Annotated in this window: 18 protein-coding genes; 9 read left to right on the forward strand and 9 right to left on the reverse strand. The window is 69.2% G+C overall.

Annotated elements, in window-relative coordinates:
* Nucleotides 1-3: 3 nt before the first annotated feature.
* Nucleotides 4-1,155: a hypothetical protein gene (locus AC1DJH_RS23145; protein WP_478187308.1), complete on the forward strand. Its 1,152-nt coding sequence runs from the start codon at nt 4-6 to the stop codon at nt 1,153-1,155.
* 25 nt (nt 1,156-1,180) lie between these two features.
* On the opposite strand, the gene AC1DJH_RS23150 is transcribed toward AC1DJH_RS23145, so the two are convergent.
* The 5 genes from AC1DJH_RS23150 to czcI form a co-directional block, all read right to left on the reverse strand.
* Nucleotides 1,181-2,110 carry a cation diffusion facilitator family transporter gene (locus tag AC1DJH_RS23150; protein WP_478187309.1) on the reverse strand — a complete coding sequence of 310 codons (930 nt, stop codon included), beginning with the start codon at nt 2,108-2,110 and terminating at the stop codon, nt 1,181-1,183.
* The gene (locus tag AC1DJH_RS23155) at nt 2,100-5,339 is read right to left on the reverse strand and encodes a CusA/CzcA family heavy metal efflux RND transporter (RefSeq protein ID WP_478187310.1); all 3,240 of its coding nucleotides are present in this window, start codon (nt 5,337-5,339) and stop codon (nt 2,100-2,102) included. Before AC1DJH_RS23155 ends, AC1DJH_RS23150 begins: the two co-directional genes overlap by 11 nt.
* 9 nt (nt 5,340-5,348) lie before the next feature.
* Nucleotides 5,349-6,788, reverse strand: a complete 1,440-nt coding sequence (locus AC1DJH_RS23160; RefSeq protein ID WP_478187311.1) for an efflux RND transporter periplasmic adaptor subunit — start codon at nt 6,786-6,788, stop codon at nt 5,349-5,351.
* Nucleotides 6,789-6,807: 19 nt separating this feature from the next.
* Nucleotides 6,808-8,151 (reverse strand): TolC family protein, encoded by a 1,344-nt coding sequence (locus AC1DJH_RS23165; protein WP_478187312.1) that lies wholly within the window; start codon nt 8,149-8,151, stop codon nt 6,808-6,810.
* A 98-nt stretch (nt 8,152-8,249) separates the two neighbouring features.
* Complete coding sequence (gene czcI, locus AC1DJH_RS23170) at nt 8,250-8,624, reverse strand: cation efflux protein, CzcI family (protein WP_478187313.1); 375 nt, start codon at nt 8,622-8,624, stop codon at nt 8,250-8,252.
* Between the two features lie 161 nt (nt 8,625-8,785).
* Here czcI and AC1DJH_RS23175 point away from each other — a divergent pair, with 161 nt between their 5' ends.
* Nucleotides 8,786-9,463 (forward strand): heavy metal response regulator transcription factor, encoded by a 678-nt coding sequence (locus AC1DJH_RS23175; RefSeq protein WP_435436568.1) that lies wholly within the window; start codon nt 8,786-8,788, stop codon nt 9,461-9,463.
* Complete coding sequence (locus AC1DJH_RS23180) at nt 9,460-10,791, forward strand: heavy metal sensor histidine kinase (protein WP_478187314.1); 1,332 nt, start codon at nt 9,460-9,462, stop codon at nt 10,789-10,791. The genes AC1DJH_RS23175 and AC1DJH_RS23180 overlap by 4 nt, the downstream gene beginning before the upstream one ends.
* 18 nt (nt 10,792-10,809) lie before the next feature.
* On the opposite strand, the gene AC1DJH_RS23185 is transcribed toward AC1DJH_RS23180, so the two are convergent.
* Nucleotides 10,810-12,075 carry a cation:proton antiporter gene (locus tag AC1DJH_RS23185; RefSeq protein ID WP_478187315.1) on the reverse strand — a complete coding sequence of 422 codons (1,266 nt, stop codon included), beginning with the start codon at nt 12,073-12,075 and terminating at the stop codon, nt 10,810-10,812.
* Nucleotides 12,076-12,188: 113 nt separating this feature from the next.
* On the opposite strand from AC1DJH_RS23185, the gene AC1DJH_RS23190 reads away from it, so the two are divergent.
* The gene (locus tag AC1DJH_RS23190; RefSeq protein WP_435484294.1) at nt 12,189-12,887 is read left to right on the forward strand and encodes a hypothetical protein; all 699 of its coding nucleotides are present in this window, start codon (nt 12,189-12,191) and stop codon (nt 12,885-12,887) included.
* A 3-nt stretch (nt 12,888-12,890) separates the two neighbouring features.
* Here the strand turns inward: AC1DJH_RS23190 and AC1DJH_RS23195 are convergent, their stop codons facing one another.
* Nucleotides 12,891-15,248, reverse strand: a complete 2,358-nt coding sequence (locus tag AC1DJH_RS23195; RefSeq protein ID WP_478187316.1) for a heavy metal translocating P-type ATPase — start codon at nt 15,246-15,248, stop codon at nt 12,891-12,893.
* 70 nt (nt 15,249-15,318) lie between these two features.
* Here AC1DJH_RS23195 and cadR point away from each other — a divergent pair, with 70 nt between their 5' ends.
* The 5 genes from cadR (at nt 15,319) to AC1DJH_RS23220 (ending at nt 19,041) form a co-directional block, all read left to right on the forward strand.
* Nucleotides 15,319-15,789, forward strand: coding sequence for a Cd(II)/Pb(II)-responsive transcriptional regulator (gene cadR, locus AC1DJH_RS23200; RefSeq protein WP_478187317.1), 471 nt, complete (start codon nt 15,319-15,321; stop codon nt 15,787-15,789).
* Nucleotides 15,790-15,965: 176 nt separating this feature from the next.
* The gene (locus tag AC1DJH_RS23205) at nt 15,966-16,163 is read left to right on the forward strand and encodes a CsbD family protein (protein WP_472120897.1); all 198 of its coding nucleotides are present in this window, start codon (nt 15,966-15,968) and stop codon (nt 16,161-16,163) included.
* Between the two features lie 44 nt (nt 16,164-16,207).
* On the forward strand, nt 16,208-16,456 hold the full coding sequence (locus AC1DJH_RS23210; protein ID WP_472120900.1) for a CsbD family protein: 249 nt from the start codon (nt 16,208-16,210) through the stop codon (nt 16,454-16,456).
* Nucleotides 16,457-16,493: 37 nt separating this feature from the next.
* Nucleotides 16,494-17,468 (forward strand): hypothetical protein, encoded by a 975-nt coding sequence (locus tag AC1DJH_RS23215; RefSeq protein ID WP_478187318.1) that lies wholly within the window; start codon nt 16,494-16,496, stop codon nt 17,466-17,468.
* Nucleotides 17,469-17,553: 85 nt separating this feature from the next.
* Nucleotides 17,554-19,041: a PAS domain S-box protein gene (locus tag AC1DJH_RS23220; protein WP_478187319.1), complete on the forward strand. Its 1,488-nt coding sequence runs from the start codon at nt 17,554-17,556 to the stop codon at nt 19,039-19,041.
* Nucleotides 19,042-19,050: 9 nt separating this feature from the next.
* Here the strand turns inward: AC1DJH_RS23220 and cysE are convergent, their stop codons facing one another.
* A complete protein-coding gene (gene cysE, locus AC1DJH_RS23225) occupies nt 19,051-19,851 on the reverse strand; it encodes a serine O-acetyltransferase (protein ID WP_478187358.1) in 801 nt (266 codons plus the stop codon).
* A 57-nt stretch (nt 19,852-19,908) separates the two neighbouring features.
* Entirely contained in the window at nt 19,909-20,673 is a 765-nt protein-coding gene (locus AC1DJH_RS23230) for an RNA methyltransferase (RefSeq protein ID WP_478187320.1), read from the reverse strand.
* Nucleotides 20,674-20,681: the final 8 nt, after the last annotated feature.

Here is a 20,681-nt window from a genome sequence, read left to right on the forward strand (position 1 = left end):
ACGATGCTGGCGGGGGTCTACCGCACCTATTCGGACATTGCCAACGCCAGCCGGCTGCTGGCGGATTGCGCGGCGCAGGCCGTGTCGTGGCGCTGGGCCACCGAGTCGATGGGCGAGGCCACCCCGTTCATGCGCGAGAAATATGGCGGCCCCGCGCCCCGATGGCTGGCCGACGACCAGGCCGACCCCGAGCGCCACATGCACTACGGCTTCGACGCCGAGGGCCGCCTGGTGCTGCAGCGCCAAAGCCGTGGCCGCGTCACCGCATGGCTGCACGAAGCCGACCGGCGCACCGCCCTGGACCTGGACGTGTACGAAGAAGGCGCGCCCCGGCTCGCCACGGTCACCCAGTACCGCTACCGCCCCGCCGACGGCCTGCTGGACTCGCAGCACATCAGCCGCGGCCACGAGGGCTTCGACACGCGCTACGTGTGGAAGAACGGCCGGCTCGAACGCGCCGTCACCTCCAACTGGGCCGAGACCCGCAAGGCCTGGCTCTGCCAGGACGTCTACCGCTACACCGAGGCCGCGCAACTCGACACCATCACGCTCGAGTACCTCGGCGACGACGGCACCCCCAGCGGCGAAAGCCGCCTGAGCTACCGCCGCCCGCGCAAGGGCGAGACGCTCGCGAGCGTGGCCGCCAAGGTCGAGGCCTTGCTGCGGGACGAGATTGCGCGCGCGCTCGCGCAGATCCCCTCGGACGAAAAGATCTACTGCCTGCTCATCTGCTACACGCAGGAAGACTTCGAGGCCGCGTGGCCTCCGTTCCTGGTGTGGGGCCTAGAGTCGACCCGGCGCCGCGTGCTGGAGACCGGCGAAGAGGTCAGCTACCACCTCTGGGCGCCCGACGAAATTCGCGCGGTGCAAGGCGACGCGCACGAGCGCTGGCTCGACGACGCGGCGCTGAAGGAAGCCTGCCTGCTGCACGGCCAGTTCATGGCGCTGCGGCAAAGCACGGCCTCGGCAATGCGCGTGCTGAAAAACCTCGCGGCGCATTTCAATGCGCCCGCCGCGCACGCCATGCTGAACACGACCGACGATTTCGTCGTCGCCCACGCGGACAACACCGGCGAGATCGATCCGCTCAAAGCCATGAAGGCCGCCATCGCGCCCGAGCGCTGGGCCCTGCTCAAGGCGCGCGGGCAGGTCTGACGTCTGAACGCGGCTTGCCGCGGGCTCAGGCCTGCGCCGGCCCGAACCCGTGGCTTTCGGCGGCCTGCTCGCAGGGAACGCGCTCGACCTGCACGGTGGAGTGGTGGATGTCGAAGCGCTCCGCCAGCAGCGCGCGCAATCGCAAGGTCAGCGGCGCCAGGTCGGCCGTGCCCGGCGTGCACACCACGTGCACGCTCAGGCTCACCTTGCCGCTCGACAGGGCCCACACGTGCAGGTCGTGCACGCTGGCCACGCCCTCGCCGCCGAGCAGCGCGCGCTCGACGGCGGGCAGGTCCACGTCGTCGGGCACCCCTTCCAGCAGCACGTTCAGGCTCTCGCGCAGCAGCCGCCAGGTGCGCGGCAGCACCCACAGCCCGATGGCCACCGCGACCACCGAGTCGACCCACGCCCAGCCCGTGAAGCGGATCACCAGCGCACCCACGATCACGCCGACCGAGCCCAGCATGTCGGCCCACACCTCCAGGTAAGCGCCCTTCACGTTGAGGCTGTCGTCCTTGCCCGCCGCCAGGATGCGCATGCCCGCGAAGTTGACGGCCAGCCCGCCCACGGCCACCCAGAGCATGGTGCCCGACGCGATCTCGGCCGGCGACGAGAGCCGTCGCCAGGCCTCGTACAGCACATACATCGCCACCCCGAACAGCAGCACGGCATTGAGCATCGCCGCCAGGATCTCGAAGCGGTAGTACCCGAAGGTGCGCCGCCGGTCGGCAGGCCGGCGGCCGATGCGGATGGCCGCCAGCGAAATGGCCAGCGCCGCCGTGTCGGTGAACATATGGGCCGCGTCGGAGAGCAACGCCAGGCTGCCGGACCACAACCCGCCCGCCACCTCGATCACGAGGTAGGTGGTGGTCAGCAACAGCGCCCAGCGCAGCGCCTTCTCGTTGCCGCCCGCGCCATGCGAATGGCCGTGGGCCTGGGAATGGTCATGGGCCATGAGAACCTTGCGTGGTGGGTGTTGGGGGTGTAGCGGGTGCCAGCGGCGTGCCGTGCTGCGTTTCTCCCGCCTCCTGCCGCACCTCGTCCTCGTCGCGCCGGTGCGCCAGGCGGTAGAGCAGCGGCAGCACCAGCAGCGTGAGGGCGGTCGAGGAAAGGATACCGCCGATCACCACCGTGGCGAGCGGCCGCTGCACCTCGGCGCCCGTGCCGGTGGCGATGGCCATCGGCACGAAGCCCAGCGAGGCGACCAGCGCCGTCATCAGCACCGGGCGCAGCCGCGTGAGCGCGCCTTCTCGGATGGCCGCGTCCAGCGGCAGGCCGTTGTCGCGCAGGTTGCGGATGAACGAGATCATCACCAGCCCGTTGAGCACCGCCACGCCCGACAGCGCGATGAAGCCCACGGCCGCCGAAATGGACAGCGGAATGTCGCGCAGCCACAGCGCCACGATGCCGCCCGTGAGCGCGAACGGGATGCCCGTGAACACCAGCAGGCCGTCCTTGAGGTTGCCGAACATCGCGAACAGCAGCGTGAGCACCAGCAGCAGCGACACCGGCACCACCACCTGCAGCCGCTCGGTGGCCGACGCCAGGTTCTCGTACTGGCCGCCCCACACCGTCCAGTAGCCGGCGGGGATCTTCACGTTGCGCATGGCTTCCTCGGCCTCGGCCACGAAGGAGCCCAGGTCGCGCCCGCGCACATTGGCGCTCACCACGATGCGGCGCTTGCCGTCCTCGCGGCTGACCTGGTTGGGGCCGGGCGCGATGTCGAGCGTGGCCACCTCGCCCAGCGGAATGAAGCTGGTGCGCGCGCCATCGGCCCCCGCGCCCTTGGGCAAGGCCACGGGCAGCCGCTTGATGGCCTCGAGGTCGGTGCGCAGGTGCTCGGGCAGCCGCACGATGATGTCGAAGCGCCGGTCGCCGTCGAACAGCGTGCCGGCCTCGCGCCCGCCCACCGCGATGGAAATCGCGTCCTGCACGTCACCCACGTTCAGGCCGTAGCGTGCGGTCTTCTGGCGGTCGATGTTCACGGTGAGCATCGGCAGGCCGGTGGTCTGCTCGACCTTCACCTCGGCCGCGCCGGGGATCTTGCCGAGCGCCTGCGACACCTCGGCCGCCGTCTGGTTCAGCACGTCCATGTCGTCGCCGAAGATCTTCACGGCCACGTCGCTGCGTACGCCCGAGATCAGCTCGTTGAAGCGCAGCTGGATGGGCTGCGAGAACTCGTAGTTGTTGCCCGGCAGCTTCTCCACTTCTTCCTGCACGGCGGCGAGAAGCTCGGCGCGCGTGCGCCGTGACGCGCCGTGGACCGCGGGCCACTCGATCTCGGGCTTGAGCATGATGTAGCCGTCGGAGATGTTCGGCGGCATGGGGTCGGATGCGATCTCGGCCGTGCCGGTGCGCGCGAACACGCGCTCGATTTCCGGAAACTTCGCCTTCAGCGTGCTTTCCAGCTGCTTCTGCATCTGGACCGACTGCGTGAGGCTGGTGCCCGGAATGCGCAGCGCCTGGATGGCGAAGTCGCCCTCGCTGAGGCTGGGCACGAACTCCGTGCCCAGGCGCGTGGCCAGCAGGCCCGACAGCACCACGGCCACCGCGGCCACGGTGATGACCAGCGCCTTGGCTTGCATCACGCGCGCCAGCAGCGGCTCGTAGCCGCGCTTGGCCCACGCCATCAAGCGGTTTTCCTTCTCGCCGACCTTGTTGCCGATGAACAGCGCCACGGCCGCGGGAATGAAGGTGATCGACAGGATCATCGCGCCCAGCAGCGCAATCACCACGGTGAAGGCCATCGGGTGGAACAGCTTGCCCTCCACGCCCGTGAGCGCAAAGATCGGCAGGTACACGATCATGATGATCAGCTGGCCGAACAGCAGCGGGCGCCGCGCCTCCTGCGAGGCCGCGAACACCTCGTGGAAGCGCTCGCTGCGCGTGAGCGGCCGGCCGTGCTTCGCCTGCGCATGGGCCAGCCTGCGCACGCAGTTTTCCACGATCACCACCGCCCCGTCGACGATGATGCCGAAGTCCAGTGCCCCCAGGCTCATGAGGTTGGCGCTGACCTTCTGGTTCACCATGCCGGTGAAGGTGAACAGCATCGACAGCGGGATCACCAGCGCGGTGATCAGCGCCGCGCGGATGTTGCCCAGGAACAGGAACAGCACGGCAATGACCAGCACCGCGCCCTCGAACAGGTTCTTCTTCACGGTGGCGATGGCCTTGTCGACCAGCACCGTGCGGTCGTACACGGTGACCGCCTTCACGCCCGCGGGCAGCGTGCGGTTGACCTCCTGCATCTTCCTGTCGACCGCCTGCGACACCGTGCGGCTGTTCTCGCCGATGAGCATGAACACCGTGCCCAGCACCACCTCGCGGCCGTTGTCGGTGGCCGCGCCCGTGCGCAGCTCCTGCCCGATGCCGACCTCGGCCACGTCCTGCACGCGCAGGGGAATGCCGCCCGCGTTGCCCAGGATGACGTTGCCGATGTCTTGGGCCGACTTCACCTGCCCCGGCGCGCGAATGAGGTACTGCTCGCCGCGCTTCTCGATGTAGCCCGCGCCCACGTTGGCGTTGTTGCGCTCCAGCGCGGTGACCAGGTCGGTCATGCTCAGGCCGTGGGCCAGCAGCTTGGCCGGGTCGGGCGCGATCTGGAACTCCTTGGCGTAGCCGCCGATGGAGTTGATCTCGGTCACGCCGGCCACGTTGCGCAGCTGCGGCTTGATGATCCAGTCCTGGATCTCGCGCAGGTCGGTTGGCGAATACGGCTGGCCGTCGGCCTTCTTCGCGCCCTCTTCCGCCTCCACGGTCCAGAGGTAGATCTCGCCCAGCCCGGTCGAGATGGGCCCGATCACCGGCGAGATGCCGCTGGGCATGCTCTCGCGCGCCGACTGGATGCGTTCGTTCACGAGCTGGCGCGCAAAGTAGATGTCGGTGCCGTCCTTGAAGATCACCGTCACCTGCGACAGGCCGTAGCGCGACAGCGAGCGCGTCTGCTGCAGGCCGGGCAGCCCGGCCATGACGGTCTCGATCGGGTAGGTCACGCGCTGCTCGGTCTCCAGGGGAGAGTAGCCGGGCGTGGCAGTGTTGATCTGCACCTGCACGTTGGTGATGTCGGGCACCGCGTCGATGGGCAGCTTCTGGTAGCTGAAGACGCCGAGCGCCGCCATGCCCAGCACGGCGAGCAGCACGAGCCAGCGCTGCGCAATGGAAAAACCGATGATGCGTTCGAACATGCGGCGTCCTCAGTGCGTGTGCGTGGCCGAGCTCTTGCCCTGCTGCGACTTCACGACGAAGCTGCCGCTCGCGGCATACGCAGCGCCGGGCGTCAGGCCGCCGACGATCTCGACGCGCTTGCCGTCGCTGCGGCCCGTCTGCACGTGCTGCGGCACGAAGCCGCCGGGCACGCGCAGGAACACCGTGGGCTTGTCTTCCACCGTTTGAATCGCTTCGGCCGACACGGTCACGGGCGCGTCGGTCTCCGAGGCCACGAGCTCGACGTTCACGAACAGGCCCGGGCGCCAGATGCGCTGCGGGTTGGTCAGCGTGACGCGCGCGGTGGCGGTGCGCGTCTGCGCGCCGATGAGCGAGCCCACGTAGGACACCTTGCCGGCGGCCGTCTGGTCGAAGGCACTGGCGCGAATGATCACCGGCTCGCCGATGCGCACCAGGTTCAGGTTGCCGGCGGCCACGCTGATCTCGGCCCACACGCTCGACAGGTCGGAAATGGTGAACACGTTGACGTCTTCCTTCACCGACTCGCCCAGCGCAATGTGCTTCTCGACCACCATGCCGTCGAAGGGCGCGCGCAGCTCGTAGCGACCGAGCGCGGCCGAGCCCGGGGTGGCGCCCAGCGCCAGCAGCTTCTGGTTGGCGTTGGCCACCTCGATCCGGGCCTCCTGCATGGCCTGCTCGGCCTGCAGGTAGTCCTGCTGCGGGGATATCTTTTCTTCCCACAGCTTCTTCTCGCGCTCGTAGGTGGTGCGGGCCAGCGCCAGCCGGCGCTGCGCCGTCTGCAGCGCGCTGCGCTGCTCCGACAGCGAAGGGCTCGACAGCACGGCCAGCACCTGGCCGCGCTTGACCTCCTGCCCCAGGTCGGCCGATACGCCCTCGACCACGCCCGCCACGCGCGGCACCACGTGGGCCGTGCGGTCTTCGTTGAACTTGATCTCGCCGGGCAGCTGCAGCGCGAGCTTGATGCGCGCGGGGCCGGCGCTTGCGATGGCGATGTCGGCGGCCTTGACCTGCGCATCGGTGAAGGCGATCTTTTCTTCGCCTTCCTCGTGTGCCTTGTGTTCCTTGTGTTCCTTGTCCTCGCCGCCCTCCTTGCCAGGCGCGGCGGCAGCCTTGCCGGGTGCGCCGCCCTCGGGTTTCTTGCCCTCGGCGTGGTGCTCCTTGTCGGCATGGCCTGCGGCCTCGCCGTGACCGTGACCGTGGTCGTGGTCCTTGTCCGCCTCCTTGGTCGTTTGCTTGCCGGCCTCCTTGCCGTGGGCCTCGCCCTCTTCGTGGTGCTCGCCGTCGCCGTGCCCGGCCGCTTCGGCGTGGCCGGCCGCCTCGGGCTTGGCGGGCGAGGTGCGCAGAATCATCGCGCCGGCGCCGAGCCCCACGGCGAGGACCACTGCGATGGCGATCCACTGCTTCTTGCCGATGCGCTCGGCCACTGGTTTGCGTTCTTGTGCGTTCATGGTGTGTGGAATGTGGGGTTCAGCGCGCGGCGGGCGTCGCGAGAGGGAGTGCAAGGGCGGTGTCGTCGCCGTGGCGGCCCAGCAGCCGGTCGAGGTCGCCGGCCGCGCGGTGCGCGTCGGCCAGCGCCAGCAGGTACTGCGCGCGCACCTGGAACAGCGTGCGTTGCGCGTCCAGCGCCTCCAGGAAGCTGAACTTGCCGAGTTCGAAGCCCTTGGTCGCGGCCTTGTAGGCGGTCTCGGCGCCGGGCAGCGCGTCGCGCTGCAGCGTCTGGGCGGTGGCGCGCGCGGAGTTCAGGCGCTCGGTGGCCTGGGCCACGTCGGTGCCCAGCTGCAGCTCGGCAGCGGCCAGTTCGTCGCGCGCCTTCTCCTCGCGGCTCAGCGCCTCGGCCACGTTGCCGCGGTTGGTGTCGAAGATCGGCAGCGGAATCGACAGCCCCACCACCACCTGGTTGCGCCGCCCGCCGCCCGTCTCGCCTTCGGAAGACGGCACGCGCTTGGCACCGAGCGACACGGTCACGTCGGGCATGCGTTTGGCCTGCTCCAGCTCGGACAGCGCCCGGCGCCGTTCGACCTCGAGCCGCGCCTGCCGCACCACGGGTGCGGCGGCCAGCAGGCTTTGCATGTCCTGTGCCGGCGCCATGGCCGGCAGCTGGTCGACCGCGCCGTCCACCTGCGTGAAGCGCGGGGCCGCGTTGCCCCACAGCGCGGCCAGCTGCTGGCGCGCCGAGCGCAGCGTGCCTTCGGCCTGCAGCAGCTCGACGCGAATGCCCGCCTCGGCCACGCGCGCCCTGGTTTCTTCCAGCGGCGAGACCTTGCCGGCGGCCACGCGGTTGGCGGCCGCGCGGGTGCCCGACTGCGCAAGGCCCACCGAATCCTGCGCAAGGCGCAGCCGCTCCTGCGCGGTCAGCACCTCGAAGAAGGCAGTGACGGTGGCCGCGCGAATCTCGGCGCGGCGCGCGTCCAGCGCCGACGCGGCCTGGTCGCGCGCGCGCTCGGCCGCCGTCACCCGCGCCGCGCGCTTGCCGCCCAGTTCGAGGGGCTGGTTCAGCATCAGCGTGGTGGTGCGGTTGTCGCGGCGCAGGTCTTCCACCTGCGCGTCGAGCGTGGGGTTGGGCCAGGCGCCGGCCTGCACGATGGCGGCCTCGGTCGCGTCCTGCTCGCGCGATGCGGCGTACAGGCCCGGGTTGGCGTGCAGCGCCATCGCGAGCGCGGCCTGCAGATTCAGCGGGCCGGAGGGCTCCAGCGTGCGCGTGGCCGCACGGGAGGACGAGTAAGGGGAGCCGGCCGAGGTCTGCACGACCTGCGAAAAAACCGGGGGCGCCGCCATGGCCAAGACGGCCAGCGGCACGAAGAGCGTGCGCATCGAATTCTCCTGGGTTGCAAAACAACGGACGGACGAATTCGGCGAGAAAGGCTCAGCTGATGATGAAGATCAGAAGGTGGGTGGGTTCTCTCGCCGAATCAGAGGGCGAGAGACCAGTCGGGCCGCACGGGAACGTCGGGGATGTGCGAGGCGAAGCGCTCGGCGGGCGTCATGCGGGGCGTCTGCGCGATGCGGGCCGCGGCCAGCGCCGGCTCGGTGGAGGCGTCGGCATGCTGTGCCCAGCCTGCATGGCAGACCGCGCAGTCGCCGACCACGGCATTGGGCTGCGTGCTCGAATTTTTCTGCGCACCCTCGCCGCTGTGGCTGCGGTCGGTGTCGCGGCCTTCGCTGTCGTGGTGGCCCCAGTGCTCGGGCTGCTTGTCGCGCTCGTGCTGGCAGTACGCCGATGCCGCGGCCCAGCTGAGCTGCAGCGGCAAGAGAGCAAGCAGGAAGATGAGGAGCCAGCGGCGCATGGAGGCAAAAAGTATATCGGCGGCCTTCGGCGCGTCTTGCGCCAATGCCCCTGCAATCCGCAGGCCCGGCGCAATGTATGACGGCAGGGGGAGCGTTTGTCCGTCAATAGGATTACTAAATCGTAACTGGCGTAGCGAAAGCGCTTCGTTACCATCTATCGATGCGAATTCTGGTCATTGAAGATGAGCCCAAACTCGGCGACTACCTCAAGAAGGGACTCGAAGAGAACGGCTACGTGGTGGATATCGCCCGCGATGGCATCGAAGGAAAGTACCTTGCGACAGAGGGGGACTACGCCCTCGTCCTGCTCGACGTGATGCTTCCCGGCATCGACGGCTTCGGCGTGCTGCAGGCCATACGCCGCACGAAGAACGTTCCCGTGCTGGTCCTCACCGCGCGCGACAAGGTCGAAGACCGCGTGCAGGGGCTGCAGCAAGGCGCGGACGACTATCTCGTCAAGCCCTTCTCTTTTTCAGAGCTGCTGGCCCGCGTGCAGGCGCTGTTGCGGCGCGGCAAGCCGCAGGAATCGACCCATCTCCGGCTGGCCGACCTCGAGGTCGACCTCATCAGCCGCAAGTGCGCACGCAACCGCACACGCCTGGAGCTCACGGCCAAGGAGTTCACGCTGCTCGTCGTGCTGTTGCGCCGGCGCGGCCAGATCCTGTCGCGCACCACGCTCGCCGAGCAGGTGTGGGACATGAACTTCGACAGCGACACCAACGTGGTGGAGGTCGCCATCCGCCGCCTGCGCAGCAAGCTGGACGACCCGTTCGACGTGAAGCTGCTGCACACGGTGCGCGGCATGGGCTACGTGCTGGAAGACCGCTCCTGGGCATGAGCCCGCGGCCGCAACGGCTCTCGCTGCAGCGCCGGCTGTCGCTCTGGTTCGCCGCGCAGACCCTGTTCGGCCTGAGCGTGGTCTGCCTGGCGGTGTACATGGTCACGGCCTGGAGCTTCGGGCAGAAGCAGGAAGACGAGATCGGCCAGAAGGCAGTGCTGGTACAGCACCTGCTGCAGGAGGCCGAAAAAGGCGGCGACCTGGTGTTCCTGCGGCACAAGCTGGACGACTTCTTCTCGATGCAGGACGACGTGTCGCTGCGCATCTCGCACGCAGGCCGCGAGCTCTTCCAGTCCGCCCCCGCGCCGGGCGCCCACTGGATGCGGCGCGACCTGGAGGTGCCCTGGACGCAGGGCGGCAACACCCTTCAGCTGTCCGTGCAGCTCGGCGTGAACATGGAGCAGGAGGCGCGGCTGCTGCGGCGCCTGGCGTGGACGCTGCTGGGCGCCGTGGTGCTGGGCACCGCGCTGGTCTCGCTCACGGGCATGTGGCTGGTGCGGCGCGGCCTGCGCCCGCTGAAGGCGCTGGCCGACCGCACCGCGGCCATGGCGCCCGACAAGGCCAACCAACCCATCGACGCCATGGCCTTCGCCGAAGAGCTTCGCCCGTGGATCACGCAGTTCAACGCGCTGCTGCTGCGGGTGCAGCGGGCCTATGTGCAGTTGGAGTCCTTCAACGCCGACGTGGCGCACGAGCTGCGCACGCCGCTGGCCAACCTGATCGGCTCGACCGAGCTGGCGCTCACCCGCCCGCGCAGCAACGAGGAGCTGCAGACGGTGCTGGCGTCCAACCTCGAGGAAATCGGACGGCTGTCGGGCATCGTCACCGACATGCTGTTCCTGTCGCAGGCCGAGCGCGGCGGGGCGATGCGCAAGCGGGCGGCCACACAGCTGGCCGTGCAGGCCGCCGACGTGATCGACTTCTACGACGCCATGCTGGAAGAAGCCGGCCTGCGTGCCGAGGTGCGGGGCGACGCCACGGCCGACGTGGACGCCGCGCTGATCCGGCGCGCCCTGTTCAACCTGCTGGGCAACGCGATCCGCTTTGCCGCGCCGGCGTCGACCTTGCGCATCGAGATCGGGGAAGACGACGCGAACGAGTTCGCAGTGGCCGTGGTCAACCAGGGCGAGCCGATCGACCCGGCAGCCCTGCCCCGCCTGTTCGAGCGCTTCTACCGCGCCGCGCACGCCCGCGACGGCTCCACCCGGCACCACGGCCTGGGCCTGTCGATCGTGGAAGCCATTGCGCGCATGCACGGCGGGCGCGTGTTCGCGTCGAGCCAGGGCGGAGAGACGCGCATCGGGTTCACGGTGCGGCGCGGGGACTGAGCCGCCGCCGCGAGCCCTTCAGGACTTGGCCGCCGCGCCGACCTCTGCAGTGCCGACCGGCACGCTCGCCTTGCGGCCGATGAACAGGTTGATCAGCGGCCCGGTCATCGCGGTGGTCACCAGCGCCATCACCAGCAGCATCGTGAACAGCTCGGGGCCGATGAGGCCGGCGTCCAGCCCGATCTTCATGACGATGAGTTCCATCAGCCCGCGCGCGTTCATCAGCGAGCCGGTGGCCAGGCTGTCGCGCCAGCCGTAGCCGGCCATGCGCGCGCCGATGGCGCCGCCGGCGATCTTGCCAAAGGCGGCCACGCCCAGGATCAGCATCATGGCGCCGAAGCCCGCACCCGAGAACGCGCTGGACGTGGTGCCCAGCCCCGCCAGCGCGAAGAACAGCGGCATCAGCACCACGATCGAGATCGGCTCGATGCGCTCGGTCAACGACTTCAGCAGCCGGTCGTCGCGCGGCAGGCAGGCGCCGAACAGGAAGGCGCCGAACACGGCATGCAGGTGCAGCCACTCGGTGACCAGCGCGGTGGCCAGCAGGCCGATCATCAGCGCGGCCATCAGCGTGATCGACGGCTCGCCCTCGGGCGCCTTGGTGCGCAGCAGCCAGGCGAAGGCCGGCTTGACGGCCAGGAACAGCACGCACAGCACCACCACCATGCCCAGCGTGGTCTTCAGCAGGCCGTGGAAGCCCTCGCCCGCGCCGACCATCGCCACCACGAAGGCCAGCAGGATCCAGGCGAACACGTCGACCACCGCGGCCGCGCCGAGCGACAGCTGGCCAAAGGAAGTGCGCGTCATGCCGCGGTCCTTCAGGATGCGCGCCATCACCGGGAACGCGGTGATCGACAGCGCCGCCGCGATGAACAGCGCGAAAGGCCAGAAGCCCACGCCGGCCGGCGCCAGCGAGGGATGCAGCGCCGGCGCGATAGCAATGCCCAGCGCGGCCGGCACCACGGTGCTCAACACGCCCACGTAGCCGGCGGAGCGCAACTGCTCGCGCACGCCCTGCGACGCCCGCAGCTCCAAGCCGACCACGAACATGAACAGCACCAGACCCAGCGTGGACAGCGACGAGAGCCCCTGCAGCGACTCCTTGGAGAACAGCTGCGCATGCAGCGAAGGAAACAGCGCGCCCATGACGACCGGGCCCAGCATGAGCCCCGCCGCCATTTCGCCCACCACGCTGGGTTGGCCCACGTAGCGAAGCACCCAGCCGCACACGCGCGCGGTGGTCAGGATGACGATGAGTTGCAGCAGCAGCGAGGTGGCGGACATGGATCGGATCGCTTCGTTGACAAAAGTGTCCGCAATGTTAGTTCGAACCCGGTTCGCGGCGCCAGAGGCTCGCCAGGCCGGAGGATGCAATGGCATGATGGCCCGCACCCGCCATGGAGTTCCTCAAGTTCATCCGCTCCGTCGAAGAGCTTCTGTACGAAGTGATGACGTGGCTGCTCTTCTATCCCAGGACGTTCTGGCGCGTCCTGCGGCACCCGCTGGCCCTGGCAGCAAAGGCCGAAGCCGAACTGAGCGAGCCCGACGAAGAGCAGTTCACCGATCTCGTGAGCCCGCCGCTGTTCCTGATGCTTTCGGTGCTGCTGATGCACATGGTCGAGGTGGGCCTGCACACCCAGCTGGCCAGCATCGGCAAGCCGACGCCGCTGGCCAGCCAGGTGCTCGCCTCCGAAACCAACCTGCTGATCTTCCGCGCCATTGCGTTCAGCATCTTCCCCATGTCGATGGCGGTGGGCCTGCTGGGCAGGCAGAAGCGCGCCATCGACCGCACGACGCTGCGCCGGCCGTTCTACCTGCAGTGCTTCCTGGCAACACCCTTCATGGTGGCCTGCTCGGCGGCGACCCTCTTCGGGCAGCACGTCTCGGGCGTGGCGGCGGGTGTGGTCGTGCTGGTGGCGACGGCCTGGTACCTGGGTGTAGAGACCGCGTGGTTCCGTTCGCGGCTGGGCATCGGCCGCGGGCGGGCGCTGGCCATCTCGGTCTGGCTGCTGACGGTGGCGCTGGTGCTGGTCATGGGCGCGGGCCTGCTGATCTTCAATCCGACGCTGTCCACGGCCGGGCCGGCGAGCAGCTGAAGCTCAGCGTGCCGCGCGCATCAGCCGCAGCCCGTTCGCCACCACCAGCAGGCTCGCGCCCATGTCCGCGAACACGGCCATCCACATGCTCGCGCTGCCGAACATGGCCAGCACGAAGAACACCGCCTTGATGCCCAGCGCCAGCGAAATGTTCTGCCACAGCACCGCATGCGCGCGACGCGAAAGGCGGATGGTCTCGGGAATGCGGCGCAGGTCGTCGTTCATGATGACCACGTCGGCCGCTTCCATGGCGGTGTCCGTGCCGGCGCCGCCCATGGCAAAGCCGATGTCCGCCTGCGCCAGCGCGGGGGCGTCGTTGATGCCGTCGCCGGTCATCGCGACGGCGCCGTAGCGCTGCTGCAGGGCCTTGATGGCGGCCAGCTTTTCTTCCGGCAGCAGGTTGCCGCGCACGTCCTCGATGCCGGCATGCGCGCCGATGTTCTTCGCGGTGGCGGCGTTGTCGCCGGTGAGCATGACGGGCACCACGCCCAGCGCTCGCAGCTCGGCCACCGCGGCCTGGGACGATTCCTTGATGGTGTCGGCCACGGCGAACAGCGCGAGCACGGCCTTGTCGGACGCCAGCAGCGTGACGGTGCGCCCGGCCTCTTCATGGCGCTGGAGCTCGGCCTCGAGTTCGGGCGAACACAGCCCGCGCTCTTCGATCAGGCGGTGGTTGCCCAGCACATAGGCCTGGCCCGCGACCGTGGCCTGCACGCCCCGCCCGGGCAGCGCGGTGAAGTCGGCCGCCTCTTCGAGCGCCTGCTCGCCCGCTTTCTCGCGTGGCCCCTTCAGCCCCTCGGCGATGGCTTTGGACACCGGGTGGTCCGAGCGGCCCGCGATGCGCGCGGCCGTTGCGAACACCTCGGCCTCGCTGGCCGAGGCATCGAGCAGCGACGAGGCCACCAGCTTGGGCTTTCCTTCGGTGATGGTGCCGGTCTTGTCGAGCGCGATCGCCTTGAGCTTGCGCGCCTCCTCGAGGTAGGTGCCGCCCTTGATGAGAATGCCGCGCCGCGCGGCCGAGGCCAGCGCGCTCACCACGGTGACGGGCGTGGAGATGACCAGCGCGCACGGGCATGCGATGACCAGCAGCACCAGCGCCTTGTAGAGCGCCTGCAGCCACGTCCAGTCCATGAACAGCGGCGTGAACACGGCCACGGCCAGCGCCAGCACGAACACGGTGGGCGTGTAGACGGCGGCGAAGCGGTCGACGAAGCGTTGCGTCGGCGCGCGCGAGCCTTGCGCTTCCTCCACCGCATGGATGATGCGCGCGAGCGTGGTGTTGGCGGCCACCGCCGTCACGCGGAACTCCAGCGCGCCGGTCTGGTTGATGGTGCCCGCGAACACCGGGTCGCCGACGGTCTTGTCGACCGGAATGCTCTCGCCCGTGACCGGCGCCTGGTCGATGGCGCTCGTGCCCGCGGTGACAACGCCGTCCAGCGGCACACGCTCGCCGGGGCGGATGCGGGCCACGGCGTCCAGCGCGACGGCGTTGGCCATCACGGCCTGCCAGCTGCCGTCGGGCTGCTTCACTTCGGCCTGCTCGGGCGCGAGCGCCAGCAGGCCCTGGATGGCGTTGCGCGCGCGGTCGACGGCACGGGCCTCGATGAGCTCGGCAATTGCGTACAGCGCCATCACCATCGCGGCCTCGGGCCACTGGCCGATGACGAACGCGCCGGTCACCGCCACGGCCATCAGGGCATTGATGTTCAGGCGGCCGCGCACCAATGCGGCAAAGCCCTTCTTGTAGGTGTCCAGGCCCGCCAGGCCGATGGCACCGAGCGCCAGCACCATCTCGGCGGCCATGAACCCCTTGCCCTCGAACCCCATGAACGAGATCGACTCGGCCGCCACGGCCAGCACCAGCGCGGCGATGAGGCGTACCAGGCCCACGCTCATGCCCGCGATCTGCGCGGGCGCGGCGGCGGCCTGCGTGCCCGACGCGGGGCCGCCCGCGGCGTTCAATGGCTCGGGCTTGAAGCCGGCCTTGCGGATGGCGGCCAGCGCCTCGGGCAACGCGCCGTCGTCGGTGGTGATGGCCATGGTGCGTTCGCCCAGGCGAAAGCGCAGCGCCTTGACGCCCGCCACGGGCTCGAGGGCACGGCGGATTTCGGACTCTTCGACGGCGCAGTCCATGGTGGGGATGCGAAAGAGCAAGGCGCCTTTAGGCACGTCGGCCGCATCGGGCGCCAGCGGCACCGGGCCGTGGCTGCCGGCGCAGCAGGCGTCGGCGGCATGCGGGTGGGCGTGCGCAGGGGCTTGGGTGGGCGCATGGTCATGGCCGTGGTCATGACCACGGCCATGGTCGTCGGCATGTGAATGCGCATGCGGCGCGGGCTGCTTCAAGGCGTTCTCGTTCGTCATGCAACCGATTGGAAACCCTGAAGCAGGTGTAGAGTCAAACGCTCTTTTCCATTCGTTCATTTGCCGCATCATGAAAATCGGGGAACTGGCCAAGGTCGCGAACACGCCGGTCGAAACCATCCGGTACTACGAGCGCGAGCAGTTGCTGCCGGAGCCCGCGCGCACCGACGGCAACTACCGCATCTACGACGAAGACCACGCCCAGCGCCTGGGCTTCATCCGGCGCTGCCGCTCGCTGGACATGACGCTCGACGAGATCCGCAGCCTGCTGAAATTCCGCGACGCGCCGCAGGAAGACTGCGGCCAGGTCAACCAGCTGCTGGACGACCACATCGGCCACGTGGCCGCGCGCATCGCGGAACTGAAGATGCTCGAAAAACAGCTGAAGGCGTTGCGCCTGCAGTGCGGCGGGCCGATGTCGGCGAACGCCTGCGGCATTCTTCAGGAGCTCGACACGGCGGCGGTCGCGCCCGACGCCTTCGCCCAGCATGCGGGCCACGTGCATGGCGCGCTGCATCCGCCGGCCAAGCGCGCCGGCTGACCTCCCCGCGGCGCGGCTTCCTACGCAGGCGGCGAGCACGTCTGGATTTGCCCCGTCTTCTGGAGCAAATGCACTAGGCCATCTGGTGCATACGCAGCTGTTTCGAGGCGCGGCGCAAACCTAACATTCCTTTCACCAGGCAGCTTCGCCTGGGCATTTTTCGAAAGGAATCCGCCATGAACAAGAACACCGTCGACGGCACGCTCAAGCAGGTCAAGGGCTCCGTGAAGGAAGCGCTCGGCAAGGTCACGGGCAACGACAAGCTCGAGGCCGAAGGCGCCACGGAAAAGGTCGAGGGCAAGGTGCAGGAAGGCGCCGGCAAGGCCCAGCAGGCCGCCAAGGACCTGGCCGACAAGGTGCGCCCGTCGAAGTGACCGCGCATCGCACCCTCCCCCATTGAATGAAGGACGACAACACCATGTTCGAACGAACCGAAGGCGCGATGCAGAACATCGCAGGAAAGATCCAGGACGCCGTGGGCGGTGCCACGGGCAATGTCGGCACGCAGATCGAAGGCAAGGCACGCCAGGTCGCCGGGCGCACGCAGCAGGGCTACGGCGAGGTGCTGGCCCAGCTGCGCAGCGCGGCGCGCACCAGTCCCGTCGCCACGCTGGCGGCGGTGGCGGCCGTGAGCTTCATCGCCGGCGCGCTGTGGTCCCGGCGCTGAGCGCGCCGTCCCATCGAACATTCAGGGAAGCAACAACATGAACACAACCACCCTCCTGACGGCCGAGAGGCTGCGCCCTTGGCCGTCACGCGTCTCCTGGGGCGCCGTCTTCGTCGGCCTGTTCCTCGCACTCGCGACCTACCTGTTCCTGGGCGTGCTCGGCACGGCCGTGGGCTCCGGCGCCATCGATGCGCTGGGCGAACGCAACCCGCTCGCCGGCTTCGGCACGGGCACCGGCCTGTGGGTCGGCGCGTCCACGCTCATCGCGCTGGCCGTGGGCGCCTTCTTTGCCGGGCGCTCCGCGCCGGGCAAGGGCATCCTGCACGGCGTGCTGTGCTGGGCGGTGACCACGCTGGTCACGGTCTATGCGATTTCGTCGCTGGCAGGCGGCGTCATCGGCGCGGCCTCCGGCGTGGCGGGCACCGGCCTGTCGCTCGCCGGCCAGGGCGTGGCGGCCGCCGCGCCCACGCTGGCGTCCGGCGTGAAAGACCAGCTGCAGAAGAACGGCATCAACTTCGACCTGTCCGACGCCCGCGCCCAGCTGGAAACCCTGCTGCGCCAGACCGGCAAGCCCGCGCTCGACCCCGACAAGCTGAAGGCCGACGCGCGTGCGGCGGCCAGCGACGGCAAGGCGAGCGCCGCCGACGCGGCCGCCACGCCGCAGACGTCGGCGGACGATCTCGCGGCCTTCTTCGAGCGCCTGCGCCAGAAGGCGCAGCCCGGCCTGGACGCGGCCGACAAGGACGCGCTGGTGAACATCATTTCCGCGCGCACCGGCAAGAGCCGCGCCGAAGCCGAGCAGGTGGCGAACAACTACGAGCAGAGCTTCAACCAGGCGGTCGCCAAGTACAACGCCTTCAAGCAGCAGGCCGAGCAGAAGGCCCGCGAAGCCGGCGATGCGGCGGCCAAGGGCGTGAGCCATGCGGCCTGGGCGGGCGTGATCGTCCTGCTGCTGGGCGCCCTGGTGTCGGGCGGCGCGGGCTTCCTGGGCCGGCGCAGCAGCCCCGACTGACCAAAGAAAAAGCGGAAGGCACCGCTCTGCGCGGCCGGGTTCTAATGGCGCGCATGCGGGCTTTCCGCGGTTCGAGACGTACACGATGAACGATCGCGTTCTACAGACCCAGACCGACAGACGACAGCTCCAGCAGATCATCACCGGCCTCACCGAGGGCGTGATGCTGGTCGAGCCCGACCAGCGCATCGTCTGGGCCAACGAGGCCGCGCTGAAGATGCACGGCGTCGGCACCGTGGCCGACCTGGGCGGCGACGTCACGCAGTACCGCGAGCGTTTTCGCCTGCGCTACCGCAACAACCACCCGCTGCAGGAAGGCCAGTACCCGATCGAGCGCGTGATTGCCGGCGAATGCTTCAGCGACGTGATCGTCGAGGTGTTTCCGGCGCACGACGAAACGGTGAACTGGGTGCACCGCGTGCGCAGCCTGGTGCTGACCAACACCGACGGCGAGCCCGACTGCCTCGCGCTCATCCTGCACGACGCCAGCGAGTGGGCCAGCGCCGAGAACCGCTTCGAGAAGACCTTCAATGCCAACCCGGCGCCTGCGGTGATCTGCCGCCTGAGCGACCAGCGCTACATCAAGGTCAACCAGGGCTTCCTGGAAATGACCGGCTATGTGCGCGAACAGGTCATCGGGCGCTCGGTGTACCAGCTCGACGTTTTCGAGAACGCCGACAAGCGCGACCTGGCGGTGGAGCGGCTGGGCGAAGGCGGCACCATCCCGCAGATGGAGGCCGAGCTGCGGCTGCCCGACGGCGGCCACAAGCCGGTGGTGGTGGCCGGCCAGCCGATCGACATCGGCGAGGAGGCCTGCATGCTCTTCACCTTCATGGACCTGGAGCCCCGCCGCAAGGCCGAAAGCACGCTGCGCCAGAGCGAGGAACGGTTCCAGAAGGCGTTCCGCATGCTGCCCGTGCCCAGCGCCGTGCTGGGGGCGCAGGACCTGACGCTGCTCGACATCAACGAGGCGTTCACCGCGGTGACCGGCTACGCGCCCGAAGACTTGGTGGGCCGCGCCGCGGACACGGCCGGCATCTGGCTGGACGATGCGCGCGAAGCCATCGCGGCCCAGCTGGCGCAAAGCGGCAGCGTGAGGGCCGCCGAGTTCCGCGTCGGCCGCAAGGACGGCGAGCCCGTCGACTGCCTGGTGTCCGCCGAGAACGTGACGATCAACGGCCAGGCCTGCGTGCTCATGGCCTGGCTGGACATCAGCGAGCGCAAGCGCTCCGAGCTGGAGCTGGTCAGCGCCATCGAGACCGTGATGAAGGACGCCTCCTGGTTCAGCAAGTCGCTGATCGAGAAGCTGGCCAACGTGAAGCGGCACAACGAGCAGGGCCGCGCCCCCCAGCTGGACGACCTGACCCCGCGCGAGCGCGACGTGTTCGACGCGCTGTGCGAAGGCCAGGCCGACAAGGAGATCGCCAAGAAGCTCGGCGTGGCGCTGAGCACGGTGCGCAACCATGTGTCCACCGTGTACGCCAAGCTCGACGTGCACAGCCGCGGCGCGGTGGTGCTCTGGGCGCGCAACCACGGCTACTTCGTGGCGCGCCGCCCGCCGCCGGCGGACTGAAGCGCGGGCCTACTTGCCCACGAGCTGCGACAGCTTTTCCGCCTCGAAGCTCTGGTCGCGCGCCGCGTCGCACGGCACGCAGTCCTTGGTGCCCGGCTGGGCCGACAGCTTTTCGATGGCCTGCCACAGCAGCGCGATCTGGTGCTCCTGGCTGGAAGCGTTGTCGATCAGCCCGCGCATGGCCTGGCTCAGCGGATCGTCTTCCTGCGTGATGCCGTAGGCGGAGAACTTCTGCGGCGCGGCCACGTCGGCACTTTCGCCGCTCGCGCTGCTCTTCGACGGGATGATGCGTGCCGGAATGCCCACCGCCGTCGCCCCCGCCGGCACCGGCTTGATGACCACCGCGTTGCTACCGATCTTCGCGCCGTCGCCCACCACGAATCCGCCCAGCACCTTGGCGCCGGCGCTCACCACCACGTTGCGGCCCAGCGTCGGGTGCCGCTTGGCGCCCTTGTAGAGCGAGGTGCCGCCCAGCGTCACGCCCTGGTAGATGGTGCAGCCGTCGCCGATCTCGGCGGTCTCGCCCACCACCACGCCCATGGCATGGTCGAAGAACACCCGTTCGCCGATCTTGGCCGCCGGGTGGATCTCGATGCCGGTCAGGCCGCGCGCGCAGTGCGCGATGAAACGGCCCGACCACTTGAAGCCGTGGTTCCAGCACGCGTGGGCCCACCGATGCAGCACCACGGCATGGAAGCCGGGGTAGAGCGTCACTACTTCCCAGGCGCTGCGGGCGGCCGGGTCGCGTTCGAGGATGCACCGGATGTCGGCGCGCAGTCGAGAGAACATCGCTGCCTTTGTTTTCGTTATATCGATAGGGGGCGCGCAGTCTATAACCCGCCGTCATCGCGTACAGGCAATGGGGGTTTACGGACCCGTCGGGCCTGTCGGGTCCATCGGGGCGGTGGCGCCGCGGGGCGGGCGCGTGGCGTCGCTCATGGCCTTGGCGATGCCGCGCAGGATGTGAATCTCTTCCGGCGTGGGCTGGGCCCGGTTGAACAGCTGCTGCAGCCGCGGCATGAGCTTCTTGGGCGCCTGCGGGTCCAGAAAGCCGATCTCCACCAGCGAGCGCTCCCAGTGGTCGAGCATGCCGGCCACGGCTTGCGCGTCGGCCTGCACGGAGGGCGCGGCCTCGCGCACGCCATAGCCGCCCAGGGCCAGGCGCCATTCGTAGGCCACCACCTGGATGGCCGCGCCCAGGTTGAGCGAGCCGAACTTCGGGTCGGTGGGAATGGTCAGCGCCACGTTGCAGCGGTACACGTCTTCGTTTCGCATGCCGAAACGCTCGGAGCCGAACAGGAAGGCGACGTGCTGGTCGCCCTGCTTTGCCAGGGGTTCCAGGTGCTCGCGCGGGGTGCGGGTGGGCGGGCCGAAGTCGCGCGCGATCATGGCCGTGGCGCACAGGTGGGTCACGCCGTCGAGGGCTTCATCGAGGGTCTCGACGATGCGGGCGTTGGTCAGCACGTCGAGCGCGCCGCTGGCGCGCTGGATGGTTTCCTCGCGCCGCAGCACGTTGGCCCAGCGCGGCGCCACCAGCACGAGGTCGTCGAAACCCATGGTCTTCATGGCGCGGGCGGCGGCGCCCACATTGCCGGCGTGGCTGGTCTGGATCAGGATGAAACGGGTGCGCATGGCGGGTT

The organism is Variovorax sp. 10N412 (assembly GCF_056394985.1).

What these genes read in the sequence shown, in the direction of transcription:
- AC1DJH_RS23145 (WP_478187308.1), top strand. Translation starts at nt 4, where the DNA reads ATGCTGGCGGGGGTCTACCGCACCTATTCGGACATTGCCAACGCCAGC.
- AC1DJH_RS23150 (WP_478187309.1), bottom strand. Translation starts at nt 2,110, where the DNA reads ATGGCCCATGACCATTCCCAGGCCCACGGCCATTCGCATGGCGCGGGC.
- AC1DJH_RS23155 (WP_478187310.1), bottom strand. Translation starts at nt 5,339, where the DNA reads ATGTTCGAACGCATCATCGGTTTTTCCATTGCGCAGCGCTGGCTCGTG.
- AC1DJH_RS23160 (WP_478187311.1), bottom strand. Translation starts at nt 6,788, where the DNA reads ATGAACGCACAAGAACGCAAACCAGTGGCCGAGCGCATCGGCAAGAAG.
- AC1DJH_RS23165 (WP_478187312.1), bottom strand. Translation starts at nt 8,151, where the DNA reads ATGCGCACGCTCTTCGTGCCGCTGGCCGTCTTGGCCATGGCGGCGCCC.
- czcI (WP_478187313.1), bottom strand. Translation starts at nt 8,624, where the DNA reads ATGCGCCGCTGGCTCCTCATCTTCCTGCTTGCTCTCTTGCCGCTGCAG.
- AC1DJH_RS23175 (WP_435436568.1), top strand. Translation starts at nt 8,786, where the DNA reads ATGCGAATTCTGGTCATTGAAGATGAGCCCAAACTCGGCGACTACCTC.
- AC1DJH_RS23180 (WP_478187314.1), top strand. Translation starts at nt 9,460, where the DNA reads ATGAGCCCGCGGCCGCAACGGCTCTCGCTGCAGCGCCGGCTGTCGCTC.
- AC1DJH_RS23185 (WP_478187315.1), bottom strand. Translation starts at nt 12,075, where the DNA reads ATGTCCGCCACCTCGCTGCTGCTGCAACTCATCGTCATCCTGACCACC.
- AC1DJH_RS23190 (WP_435484294.1), top strand. Translation starts at nt 12,189, where the DNA reads ATGGAGTTCCTCAAGTTCATCCGCTCCGTCGAAGAGCTTCTGTACGAA.
- AC1DJH_RS23195 (WP_478187316.1), bottom strand. Translation starts at nt 15,248, where the DNA reads ATGACGAACGAGAACGCCTTGAAGCAGCCCGCGCCGCATGCGCATTCA.
- cadR (WP_478187317.1), top strand. Translation starts at nt 15,319, where the DNA reads ATGAAAATCGGGGAACTGGCCAAGGTCGCGAACACGCCGGTCGAAACC.
- AC1DJH_RS23205 (WP_472120897.1), top strand. Translation starts at nt 15,966, where the DNA reads ATGAACAAGAACACCGTCGACGGCACGCTCAAGCAGGTCAAGGGCTCC.
- AC1DJH_RS23210 (WP_472120900.1), top strand. Translation starts at nt 16,208, where the DNA reads ATGTTCGAACGAACCGAAGGCGCGATGCAGAACATCGCAGGAAAGATC.
- AC1DJH_RS23215 (WP_478187318.1), top strand. Translation starts at nt 16,494, where the DNA reads ATGAACACAACCACCCTCCTGACGGCCGAGAGGCTGCGCCCTTGGCCG.
- AC1DJH_RS23220 (WP_478187319.1), top strand. Translation starts at nt 17,554, where the DNA reads ATGAACGATCGCGTTCTACAGACCCAGACCGACAGACGACAGCTCCAG.
- AC1DJH_RS23230 (WP_478187320.1), bottom strand. Translation starts at nt 20,673, where the DNA reads ATGCGCACCCGTTTCATCCTGATCCAGACCAGCCACGCCGGCAATGTG.